This window comes from Polaromonas sp. P1_G2 (assembly GCF_056405515.1).
Genome location: NZ_JBFUBY010000625.1, coordinates 1 through 705, shown reverse-complemented (window position 1 = coordinate 705; position 705 = coordinate 1). Strand labels below are relative to the sequence as shown.

Annotated in this window: 1 protein-coding gene and 1 pseudogene; both read right to left on the bottom strand. The window is 61.3% G+C overall.

The annotated features are described in order from the left end of the window. Positions 1 to 290, bottom strand: a 290-nt coding sequence (locus tag AC1D0P_RS26590) for a hypothetical protein (protein WP_477679467.1), incomplete at its 3' end; no start/stop codon positions are given. Positions 291 to 403: 113 nt separating this feature from the next. After that, positions 404 to 705 (bottom strand): annotated as a pseudogene (locus AC1D0P_RS26585) (hypothetical protein); the annotation flags it as partial.

Below are 705 nucleotides of genomic sequence, written 5' to 3'. Positions count from 1 at the left end.
GCTTCAAGCGTCTTGATCGTATCACGCTGCTGCGACACCTCACCGATATAGCTGCCGATCTTCGTGGTATCGAGGTTGAGGATGGAGTCCTTCTCGGCGCGGATCGAGCGCATGACTGCATCCGACAAGTCGCCTGAATCGCGCAGGTTGGCGACCGGACCGGCGACCATCAGCGAAATATCGGTGTTCAGCGAAGAGAGATTGAAGATCGACAGGGCTGCCATCGCGCAAGTGAGAAGCACGATGAAGCCGAATACCAGGCCGAGTTTCAGTTTAATTGTGAAGCGCATTGTCGCTATGCCCCTTAGTCCAAACGGCCCGTGGCCGCCGCTGTTCGTGATCGCGCCGAAGCGCGGTTGGTTGCTGAAGGTCGGCGGCTAGCCGCCCATCCTCGTCTGTTGCGTCATGCGCTTTCCCTGAATTCGCTATCGCCGGCGTCAGGCCCACCCTGGCTGAGATCGAGTGCGAAGCCCTTCAGGCGCGCCTGCTGATGGGCGACGGAGTTTTCTCTTCTCGCCGGTTGTGCGGGCTGTGCCATATGAGCCTTGGCCGCCTGGGGGCGTGACTGCTGTTGCTTGCCGTAGGAGTGTTGCGGGGCTTGCCGGCCGGGGGCCGAGTTTTCGACCTTGAAGAAGGCGATCGAGGTCTGCAGCTCCTCGGACTGGGCTGCGAGCTCCTCCGAGGTCGCGGCCATTTCCTCGGACG